Source organism: Streptosporangium sp. NPDC053982 (assembly GCF_055585205.1).
Genome location: NZ_JBVJKQ010000022.1, coordinates 109,701 through 118,769, shown reverse-complemented (window position 1 = coordinate 118,769; position 9,069 = coordinate 109,701). Strand labels below are relative to the sequence as shown.

The following is a 9,069-nucleotide window of genomic DNA, read 5'->3' as shown; positions in this document are numbered from 1 at the left end:
GTGAAGCACTTCACAAAGGAACGAAGGGCCGAATACTCAAAGGCCTCGAAGCTGTAGGACAGGACGGGTCCCGTGACCGTGCCAGCCGCCGCGCAACGCCCCGTCCAGGGGAGTGCACGGCATCGTCGGTCTCGACGGCCTCACCCCCGACGAGTACCGGCACCGCGCCTGGGCCGATCTGACGCGGTACGGCATGGCCGACATGTACGAGGCCACCGCGACCGACGTGGTGCCCGATCCCGAGGGGGGCTTCACCGTCCTGTCCGACCGCCGCGACCCGCTGTGGGCGGGCCAGGTCCTCCTCTCCACCGGGGTGATCGACATCCGTCCCGACGTGGAGGGGTTCGACGAGTGCTGGGGCAGGACGGTCATCCACTGCCCGTTCTGCGTCGGCTGGGAGAACCGGGGCCGCACCTGGGGGGTGGTCACCTCCGACCCCGGCTTCGCCAGGACGGCCGCCGCCGGGTTCTCGGCCTGGAGCCACGACGTGATCGTCCTGGCCGACGGCGCCCTGCCCGAGCCGGTCCCCGAGGCCAGGGTCGTCGAGGGCGGGATCCGCAGGCTCCACCACACCGGCGGCATGCTGCGCGCGGTCGAACTGGAGGACGGCACGCTCGTCGAGCGGCAGACGCTGCTGTGGCAGCCCGGCCAGCGGCCCGTCCCGCTGGTCGCACGCCTCGTCGAACGGCTGGGCCTGGTGCTCGGCGGCGACGGCTACGTCAAGACCGACGAGTGCCGCCGTACCAACGTGCCCGGCCTGTACGCCGCCGGAGACCTCACCACCGACTCGCAGGCCGCGATCGAGTCGGCCGCCGCCGGGTCGGTGGCCGCCTTCACGATGATCTCCGACGCCTGCGGGGCCTGGGCGGTGGAGCCCGCAGAGGCCTCCTGACCCGTCCCGGACGGGACCGTGCGCCACCCGCCTCCCGGAGAACCGGGGCGTCCCGGCGGATCGCCGCATCCCGGCCCGTGCTCACCCGGCTCACCCGGCCGCGACACCCCGGTCCCGGCCGGCGGGGCGGCCGGGCGTCAACGGCCGGGCGTCAGCGGGCGACGGACCAGCCGTGGATCCTGCCGAGGGCGGCGGCGACGTGGGCGAAGCGTGCCGGGTCGAGCACGGCCCCCTCGCGGCGGATGTCGTCCTCGTCCAGCGCGAAGACGCGGTCCAGCCGCAGGTAGGAGACCCGGCCGTCGCGGTCCCAGGGGCCTGCGCCCAGTTCCAGCCACTCGCGGGGGTCGTCGTCGCCGTGGCTGGACAGCATCATCGCCAGCAGGCGGCGCCGGTGGCGGCCGACGACCAGCAGCGGCCGGTCCTTGCCCCGGGCCGGGTCCTCCTCGTAGGGGACCCAGGCCCACACGATCTCACCCGGGTCGGCCAGGCCGTCCAGGTCGGGGGAGTAGTCGAGGGTCGCCGTCCGGTCCACGCCGTAGACCTCGCGGACCGCCCCCCGGGCCGGCCGCGGGTCCTCACCGAGATCACGCATCCGGACATCCTAGTCAGCTTCTCGGCCCTGAAGGACTGAGCTTGCAGCTCCTCGCCGTGCATGGGGTGCACGGGTCAGGCCACGTCGTCGGCAGCGTGACTCACTGCCCAGCCCGCAGCACCGCGCATGGCGATGTTGCGGGCCGCGTTCACGTCGGCGTGCTCAGCGAAGCCGCATGACGTGCAACAGAAGGTGGCCGGACGGGTCAGGACGCCAGGTCGCGGACGGCCTCGGCGACGGGGACCTCACCGCCGACGAGCTCCACGATGTGGCGGTGCGGCCCCGGGGAGTCGAGCAGCTCCACGATCACCGCGGCGACGTCGTCACGCGGCACCCTCCCGTGCGGCACCGGCGGGTGCGACAGCAGGACCCGCCCGGTGCCGGGGTCGTCGGTCAGCGTCCCGGGGCGCAGGATCGTCCAGTCGAGGTCGCGGCGCCTCTCCAGATCGTTCTCCGCGGCGGTCTTCGCGTCGATGTACGCCGCCCAGACCTCGTCGCTGCCCGGCTGGGGCGGCTGCCCGGCCCCCATCGAGGAGATCTGGACGAGGCGGCGGACCCCGGCGCGCTCGGCGGCCTCGGCCAGCAGGACCGCGGCCGCCCGGTCGACGGTGTCCTTGCGCGGCACGCCGCTGCCTGCCCCGGCCCCGGCGGCGAACACCGCGGCGTCCGCCCCGGCGAGGAGGGCGGCCACCTCCTCCACCCCGGCCTTCTCCAGGTCGCACACGACGGGCTCGGCCCCCGTCTCGCGGATGTCGTCCTCCTGCGCCGGATCACGGATCAGGCTGACGACCTCGTCTCCCCGGCCTGCGAGCAGCCGCCCCAGCCGCAGCCCGATCTTCCCGTGGCCGCCGGCGATGACCGTACGCATATGAGCCTCCTTGGACACACGTCATGGGAATACGGCTCGTCGTACCCCGGAGGACGCGCCTGTCACCGTCCGGAGGACTCCGGGTCGTGGGGGTCGTAGGGGCTGCGCCCGGCCCGGATCGCCGCGACCAGCCGCGCGGTGTGCTCCTGCGCGGCCCGGTGCAGGCCGGGACCGAAGCTGACGCGGGCGACCCCGAGCCCGGCCAGCTCGGCCAGCGACGGCGTGCCGGGGCGGAACAGGACGTTGACCGGGCCTCCGATGCCCTCCACCAGCGCGCCGATGTCGGCGGGCTCGGCCGCGAAGATCGGGTAGACGCAGTCGGCGCCGGCCGCCAGGTACTCGCGGCCCCGCCGTACGGCCTCGGCGAGCCGTTCGGCGGGGGAGCCGGAGCCGTGGTGGTAGACGTCGGTCCGCGCGTTGATCACCAGGTCCACGCCCGCGGCGGAGGCGGCGGAGCGGACCGCCGCCAGAAAGGCGGCCTGTTCGGCGGCGTCGACCATCTCCCCGGTGCGCGGGTCGGAGTCCTCCAGGTTGCAGCCGGCCGCGCCGGTCGCGGCGAGCCGTTCCACCAGCTCCGCGGGCGCCAGGCCGTAGCCGCGTTCCAGGTCGGCGGTGACCGGGACGGCCACCGCGCGGGCGATTCTGGCGACCGCGGCCAGCATCTCCTGCGCCGGGGCCTCCTCCCCGTCGTCGTACCCGAGGACAGGGGCGACCGCGGCGCTGCCGGTGGCGACGGCCGGGAACCCCGCCGCCTCCACGATGCGGGCCGAGGCGGCATCCCAGACGTTGGGCAGCACCAGAGGGTCTCCCGGCACGTGCAGCGCGCGCAGCGCCGCGGCCCCGCCGGAGGAGGGCCGGTCGTTCTTCGCGTCGTCGGCGATGGTCATGATCCGACCCTAGAGGGCCGGAGGGGCCTGGCCCGAGAGCCGATTCCGTGTCACCCGACCGGGCCATTCCCATCCTGCGGTCACGACCGGCCCAGCACGGCCCGCACGCCGGGCTCGACGGCCGCGCGGAAGGCGGCGTCCAGCTCGGCGGGCGAGGCGGCGGTGTCGCCGTCCACCCACGCCCGCAGCAGCCCCATGAACGCGCCGGTCACGCAGACCACCAGCAGGTCGAGTGCGGCCGACGTCCGCGCGCCCGCGGCGAGGAGCTCCTCCCTGACGAGCTCGGCGAGCAGCCGCTCCGCACGCGCGTGCACCGGACCGCCGCCGCGCCGCCCCAGGAGCGCCCGTACGAGCCGCTCCTGCTCGCGCACGTGCTCCAGCACCGGCAGGCTGAACGCGAACAGCCCGCCCGGCCCGCCGGCCGGGGCGGGGCGCAGGAAGTCCAGCTCCTCCAGGTTGCCGAGCAGCACGTCCTGCTTGTCGGTGAAGTGGGCGTAGAACGTGGAGCGGCCCACGTCGGCGCGGTCGATGATGTCGGTGACGGTCACCGCCTCGTAACCCTTCTCCAGGATCAGCGCCACCAGCGCCTCCTGGACCATGCGGCGTGTCCGCCGCACCCGCCGGTCTCCGGACACTTCCCCGCCCCCTGTTCGGTACGGCACGACACGGCCGATCTGTTCGTTGACCCGCCCACCTCTGTGAACGCATCATTCATAACCGTACAGATCGTTCGGCGACCGAGGGACTACGCCATGGGGCTGGGAAAGCTGCTGCACCACCATGAGGAGCACGCCGACGCGGGCGGGACCATCGACCGCCCGCGGGCCTACGAGCTCTTCGGCTCGATCGGGTTCCTCGGCGGCCGCCGCGCCGCCTTCACCCGCGTGGCCGCCGCGGCCCGGCCGCGCGCCGGGGACCGCGTCCTGGACGTCGGCTGCGGCACCGGCTACCTGAGCCGCATCCTCGCCCCGGTCGTCGCGCCGGACGGCCACGTCACCGGCCTCGACCCGTCGCCCGCGATGATCGGGTACGCCGCCCGGCGGGCCCCGGCCAACTGCGCCTACACCGTGGGCGAAGGGCAGGACCTGCCGTTCCCGGACGGCTCCTTCGACCTGGTCGTCTCCAGCCTGGCCGTGCACCACATGCCCGCCGGGGCCCGGCCCGAAGCGCTGCGGCAGATGTTCCGGGTGCTGCGGCCGGGCGGGCGGCTGCTCATCGCCGAGTTCCGCCCACCGGCCGGCCCCCTGGCCCGGCGCCTCGTCGGCGCGCTGTCCGGCCCGGCCATGCGGCACGACCCCCGTGACCTGCTCGGCGCCCTCATCCCGGACGCGGGCTTCAAGGTGGAGTCCGAAGGCGACCTGCCGTACCTGCTGTACCACGTCCGCGCCACCCGGCCGTAACCCGGCGTCCCCGCCGCCGGACGGCGGGCCCGGACAGCACGAGACCCCCGGCGCCCTCGCCGTGGGCCGGGGGTCTCGCGTCAGGTCGTCGGATCAGGCGCTCTTGCGGCGTTGGGCGCGCAGGATCGCCAGGCGCTCGTTGAGCACCTCCTCAAGGTCCTCGATCGTGCGACGCTCCAGCAGCATGTCCCAGTGCGTCCGCGGCGGCTTGGCCTTCTTGGCCTCCGGAAGCTCACCGTCCACCCGCAGGGCGTTCGCGCCGCACATGCGGCATTCCCACGTCGCCGGGATCTCGGCCTCGGCGGCGAGAGGAACGTCGAATCGATGGCCCTTCGGGCAAATGTAGGACACCTCCTGGCGCGGAGCCAGATCGGTGTTGCGGTCGTTCTCGTAGCTGGTCGCTCCGAGTCGGGTACCGCGTAGCGCACGCTCGCCCATGTCTCAATGCCTCCTGAGGGCCCCGTCGTGAGGGGTTTGTCTCCCACGGCGTACAACGCTTGATACCGTGTGTGGATTCCCACACATGGGGAGATCCAATCGCGCGTTCCTTGCCGGGTCTGCGATGCGCTTTTGGGAAGATGTCTCAGAGGCGCTCGGGCACCTGGTTGCCGGCCTCGCGGATCGCCCGGGGCAGGTTCACCGCGGCGAGCATGACGAAGCCCACGACGAAGAAGACGACCAGCGACACGATGCCGATCCGGTAGCTGTCGGTGAGCTGCAGCGCCAGGCCCAGGGTGAACGACCCGAGGAACGTCGAGCCCTTGTCGCTGATCTCGTACAGGCTGTAGTACTCCGCCTCCTTGCCCGCCGGGATCACGTGCGAGAACAGCGACCGCGACAGGGCCTGCGTGCCGCCCATCACGATCGCGATGGCGAAGCCGAGCGCGAAGAACGGCAGGGCCGCCCCCTTGGGCAGGAAGTACGCCACGGCCACCACGCCGGTCCAGGCGACCAGCGCGCCCAGCACGACGCGCTTGGCGCCGTAGGAGGCGGCCAGCCGGCCGAGGAGCAGCGCGCCGCCGAACGCGACGAACTGCACCATCAGGATCGCCCCGATCCGCACGGTCTGGCCCAGCCCGAGCTCCTTGTCGGCGTAGGTGGCCGAGAAGGAGATGACGGTCTGCACGCCGTCGTTGTAGATCAGGTAGGCCACCAGGAACGCCAGCGACAGCGGGTAGCGGCGCAGCTCCACGATCGTACGGCCGAGCTGGCGGAACGTGCCGGTGACGGCCCGGCCCACCCCCTCGGCGCCCCGGGCGAGCGCGCGCCGGTTGCGCAGCCGCAGCATCGGGATGACCGTGAACCCACCCCACCACAGACCCGCCGACGCCAGCGCCAGCCGTACGGCGTCGCCCTCCGACACGCCGAAGGACTGGTGACCGAGGAACAGGCCCAGGTGCACGGCGAGCAGCAGGCCGCCGCCGAGATAGCCGAAGCCCCAGCCCATGGCGGAGACCCGGTCGCGTTCATCCGGCGCGGCGATCTCCGGCAGGAACGAGTTGTAGACGACGAACGCCGCCGAGAACGAGACGCTGGCCACCACGTACAGCGCGCCGCCCAGCAGGTAGCGGTCACCCGACAGGAACCAGAAGCAGACGGTGGCCGCGGCGCCGAGGTAGGCGAACAGGCTCATGATCTCCCGCTTGCGGCCGGTGTGGTCGGCCAGGGCCCCGGCGACGGGCATCAGGAAGATCTGCAGGACCGCCGAGAAGCCCACCACGAAGGAGTAGTAGGCGCTGGGCCGCACGTCGAACCAGAGCACGTCCACGTACGGCCGGCCCGCGGCGGCGGTCTCGGCGATCGTCGTCAGGTACGGGCCCAGGAAGACGGTCAGGACCGTGGTGGGGAAGGCGGAGTTCGCCCAGTCGTAGAAGTACCAGCCGCGTTGCTCGCGCCGGCGGCTCGGGGACGGGGAAAGGTCCTCGGTGACCTTCTCGGTGGTCATGACGGTCCTCGGTTCACTGGGGGGAGACTGGGACGAAAGGAGCGAGGGCGGCCGGACGGGCGAGGCGGACGGGCAGGATGGGCGAGAGTCAGACGGGCAGGCCCGCCGGATGCCACTGCCCGCGATCCTCCAGCACCCGGCGCAGGCCGGAGATGTTGTCGGTCATCACGCCGTCCACGCCGAGGTCGAGCAGGCGGTCCATCACGCCGGTGTCGTTGACGGTCCACACGTGGATCTGCATGCCCAGGGCGTGCGCGGTGCGGATCAGGGCGGGCGTGGTGACCCGCAGGCCGCGGAAGCCCAGCGGGACCTGGGCGCACGGCACCCCGGCGCGGGCCAGGCGGGCCAGCAGCCGGCCGTAGCGGGTGGTGGAGGAGGCGGCGCGCAGCGACATCACGCCGAGCGGGCCGAGCGAGGAGCACACGTCGCGGCCGATCGCGGCACGGGCCCTGGCCAGCCGCTCCTCGGAGAAGGAGGTGACGCAGACCCGATCGTAGGCGTTGGTCCGCCGGATCACCCGGGCCAGCGGCCCGATCGACGAGACCTCCTTGACGTCGATGTTGAACCGCGCCCCGGGCCAGGAGCCCAGCAGGTCCTCCATGAGCGGGATCTCCTCGGTCCCGCCGATCCGCGCCTGCCGGACCAGCCGGTAGGGCAGGTCGGAGATCCGGCCGCGCCGGTCGGTGATCCGGTCGAGGGTGTGGTCGTGGAAGGCCAGCAGCACCCCGTCGGCGGTCGCGTGGGCGTCGGTCTCCAGGTAGGTGTAGCCGAGCTCCACGGCACGGGCGAACGCGGCGTGGCTGTTCTCCCGGCCCTCGGCCGCCCCGCCCCGGTGGGCGAAGGCGAGCGGGCCGGGATGGTCGAGGAAGGCGTAACGGCGCTGCACGTGCAGGAGTATGCCGTCTGAGGGCGGGGCGCGTCACCGGGGCGGGCGGTGAACGTTCGCGGTGGCCCCGGTGAAACGGCGGACCGCCGCGGCGGCGTGCCTCCCGCGCAGGAGGACCGCGCCACGCGGGCGGCGTGCCCCCCGCGCAGGGGGACCGCGCCACATGGGCGGCGTGCCTCCCGGGCCGGGCGCCGCGGGACCGCGCCACGTGGGCGGCGGGGCTCATTCCCCGGCGGGCAGGCCCTTCCCGGCCCATTCCCGGCGGCGGGCCTCGGCCACCGCGATCGCGGTCGCCACCCCCACGTTGAACGAGCCCACCCGGCCGACCTGCGGGATGTAGCAGACGGCGTCGGCGGCCTCCAGCAGCGCCGGGGAGCAGCCGTGGTCCTCACTGCCCACCACCAGGCACACGTCGCCGTCGAGCTTCGCCTCGTGCAGCGGCACCGCGTCCCCGGTCAGCTCGACCGCGACCACGGTGAAACCGTCGTCCTTCGCGGCCCGCACCGCCTCCAGGACGGGGACCGGCTCGTCCCACGCGACCAGGCGGTCGGTGCCCAGCGCGGTCTTCTGCGCCTTGGGATTGGTCGGGGGAGTGGCGTTGCCCGCCAGCCAGACGTGCTCCACCCCGAAGGCCGCCGCCGTACGGAAGATCGAGCCGATGTTGAACGGGCCGGTCACCGACTCCACGATCAGGGCGAGCCTCCCCTCGGTGTGCCTGCGCCAGGTGCGGTTGAGCCGCTTGACGTCCGTCTGCCGCAGCTGCCTGCGCGGGTTCGCGGTCATCGTTCGTTCACCGTTCCTCGTTCGTCGTGGTTCTCCCGGGCGCGCCGCGGCCCGCCGGGGTCGTTCGTCGCCGGTCCGTACGGCCGGCGCCGGGGGAGGGCGCCCGCCGGTGCCCGTGCCCCGCGGGGCGGCCTCAGCCCTCGCGGTCCGCGGGGCGGGCCTCGACCCTGAGGACCCGGTAGGAGGAGCGGGAGGCCGCGCGGGTGGCGGGCCAGCCCTGCTCGTTCAGCCAGCGCTGCAGAGAGTCGGACCCAAGGTGCTTCTGGACCACGAGGTGGGCGACGCCGTCGGGGGTGAGCCGCGACAGCCAGCGGGTCAGCATCTCGTGCATCGCGGCCTTGCCGATGCGGATGGCGGGATTGGACCAGATGGCCCGGAACCGCACCTCCGGCGGGACCTCGTCGACGTGCGCCGGCCTCACCGTGCCGAGGCCGGCGCTCTCGGCGTTCCTGGCGCACAGGTCGACGGACCTGCGGTTGACGTCGACGGCCCACACGGTCGCGGCGGGCGCGCGGGAGGCCATGGTCAGGGCGATCGGGCCGTAGCCGCAGCCGAGGTCCAGCAGGTCGCCCTCGGCCGGGGGAGGCGGCACGGTCTCCAGCAGGATCCGGGTGCCCTGGTCGACCCGCTCGGGGGAGAAGACCCCGCTGTCGGTCTCCAGCCTCAGGTGAAGGTCGGGGAGCACGAGCGTGACCGAGCCGGGACGGCTGGCGGTCTCGGGACGCTCCTCGAAGTAATGTGCCACGTCGTAGAACGTTACCAACGCCCGGGACCGGGCCGGGGCGGCCGCGTCGCCGGGGCCGCCCCGGCCGGTCG

General features: G+C 73.7%; 12 protein-coding genes. 2 read left to right on the top strand and 10 right to left on the bottom strand.

Translation table 11 applies throughout. The features are described 5' to 3' along the window. Nucleotides 1-112: 112 nt before the first annotated feature. Nucleotides 113-892: an FAD-dependent oxidoreductase gene (locus ACZ6W9_RS33705; protein ID WP_470121384.1), complete on the top strand. Its 780-nt coding sequence runs from the start codon at nucleotides 113-115 to the stop codon at nucleotides 890-892. Nucleotides 893-1,043: 151 nt separating this feature from the next. Here ACZ6W9_RS33705 and ACZ6W9_RS33700 read toward each other — a convergent pair whose 3' ends face one another. The 5 genes from ACZ6W9_RS33700 to ACZ6W9_RS33680 all read right to left on the bottom strand — a co-directional run bounded on the left by ACZ6W9_RS33700 (nucleotide 1,044) and on the right by ACZ6W9_RS33680 (nucleotide 3,856). Then, the gene (locus ACZ6W9_RS33700) at nucleotides 1,044-1,484 is read right to left on the bottom strand and encodes a type II toxin-antitoxin system PemK/MazF family toxin (protein ID WP_389968634.1); all 441 of its coding nucleotides are present in this window, start codon (nucleotides 1,482-1,484) and stop codon (nucleotides 1,044-1,046) included. A 74-nt stretch (nucleotides 1,485-1,558) separates the two neighbouring features. Next, entirely contained in the window at nucleotides 1,559-1,693 is a 135-nt protein-coding gene (locus ACZ6W9_RS33695) for a zinc ribbon domain-containing protein (RefSeq protein WP_470121386.1), read from the bottom strand. Then, complete coding sequence (locus ACZ6W9_RS33690; RefSeq protein WP_470121382.1) at nucleotides 1,690-2,352, bottom strand: NAD(P)H-binding protein; 663 nt, start codon at nucleotides 2,350-2,352, stop codon at nucleotides 1,690-1,692. The genes ACZ6W9_RS33695 and ACZ6W9_RS33690 overlap by 4 nt, the downstream gene beginning before the upstream one ends. Nucleotides 2,353-2,414: 62 nt before the next feature. Next, complete coding sequence (locus ACZ6W9_RS33685; RefSeq protein WP_470121380.1) at nucleotides 2,415-3,239, bottom strand: isocitrate lyase/PEP mutase family protein; 825 nt, start codon at nucleotides 3,237-3,239, stop codon at nucleotides 2,415-2,417. An 80-nt stretch (nucleotides 3,240-3,319) separates the two neighbouring features. Beyond that, nucleotides 3,320-3,856: a TetR/AcrR family transcriptional regulator gene (locus ACZ6W9_RS33680; protein ID WP_389968628.1), complete on the bottom strand. Its 537-nt coding sequence runs from the start codon at nucleotides 3,854-3,856 to the stop codon at nucleotides 3,320-3,322. Between the two features lie 135 nt (nucleotides 3,857-3,991). Here ACZ6W9_RS33680 and ACZ6W9_RS33675 point away from each other — a divergent pair, with 135 nt between their 5' ends. Then, complete coding sequence (locus ACZ6W9_RS33675) at nucleotides 3,992-4,639, top strand: class I SAM-dependent methyltransferase (RefSeq protein ID WP_389968626.1); 648 nt, start codon at nucleotides 3,992-3,994, stop codon at nucleotides 4,637-4,639. Between the two features lie 93 nt (nucleotides 4,640-4,732). On the opposite strand, the gene ACZ6W9_RS33670 is transcribed toward ACZ6W9_RS33675, so the two are convergent. From ACZ6W9_RS33670 to ACZ6W9_RS33650, 5 genes are all read right to left on the bottom strand, one after another. Then, nucleotides 4,733-5,077, bottom strand: a complete 345-nt coding sequence (locus ACZ6W9_RS33670; protein WP_179828419.1) for an RNA polymerase-binding protein RbpA — start codon at nucleotides 5,075-5,077, stop codon at nucleotides 4,733-4,735. 145 nt (nucleotides 5,078-5,222) lie between these two features. Then, a complete protein-coding gene (locus tag ACZ6W9_RS33665) occupies nucleotides 5,223-6,584 on the bottom strand; it encodes an MFS transporter (protein WP_389968623.1) in 1,362 nt (453 codons plus the stop codon). Between the two features lie 88 nt (nucleotides 6,585-6,672). After that, nucleotides 6,673-7,470 carry a glycerophosphodiester phosphodiesterase gene (locus ACZ6W9_RS33660; RefSeq protein WP_470121377.1) on the bottom strand — a complete coding sequence of 266 codons (798 nt, stop codon included), beginning with the start codon at nucleotides 7,468-7,470 and terminating at the stop codon, nucleotides 6,673-6,675. Between the two features lie 222 nt (nucleotides 7,471-7,692). Continuing rightward, nucleotides 7,693-8,253 carry an RNA methyltransferase gene (locus ACZ6W9_RS33655; RefSeq protein ID WP_362944373.1) on the bottom strand — a complete coding sequence of 187 codons (561 nt, stop codon included), beginning with the start codon at nucleotides 8,251-8,253 and terminating at the stop codon, nucleotides 7,693-7,695. 133 nt (nucleotides 8,254-8,386) lie between these two features. Next, a complete protein-coding gene (locus ACZ6W9_RS33650; RefSeq protein WP_362944375.1) occupies nucleotides 8,387-8,998 on the bottom strand; it encodes a class I SAM-dependent methyltransferase in 612 nt (203 codons plus the stop codon). Between the last annotated feature and the right edge of the window lie 71 nt (nucleotides 8,999-9,069).

Bases quoted from the DNA above. Each gene is read 5' to 3' on its own strand.
- ACZ6W9_RS33700 (WP_389968634.1), bottom strand. From the start codon at position 1,484: ATGCGTGATCTCGGTGAGGACCCGCGGCCGGCCCGGGGGGCGGTCCGC.
- ACZ6W9_RS33690 (WP_470121382.1), bottom strand. From the start codon at position 2,352: ATGCGTACGGTCATCGCCGGCGGCCACGGGAAGATCGGGCTGCGGCTG.
- ACZ6W9_RS33685 (WP_470121380.1), bottom strand. From the start codon at position 3,239: ATGACCATCGCCGACGACGCGAAGAACGACCGGCCCTCCTCCGGCGGG.
- ACZ6W9_RS33675 (WP_389968626.1), top strand. From the start codon at position 3,992: ATGGGGCTGGGAAAGCTGCTGCACCACCATGAGGAGCACGCCGACGCG.
- ACZ6W9_RS33670 (WP_179828419.1), bottom strand. From the start codon at position 5,077: ATGGGCGAGCGTGCGCTACGCGGTACCCGACTCGGAGCGACCAGCTAC.
- ACZ6W9_RS33665 (WP_389968623.1), bottom strand. From the start codon at position 6,584: ATGACCACCGAGAAGGTCACCGAGGACCTTTCCCCGTCCCCGAGCCGC.
- ACZ6W9_RS33655 (WP_362944373.1), bottom strand. From the start codon at position 8,253: ATGACCGCGAACCCGCGCAGGCAGCTGCGGCAGACGGACGTCAAGCGG.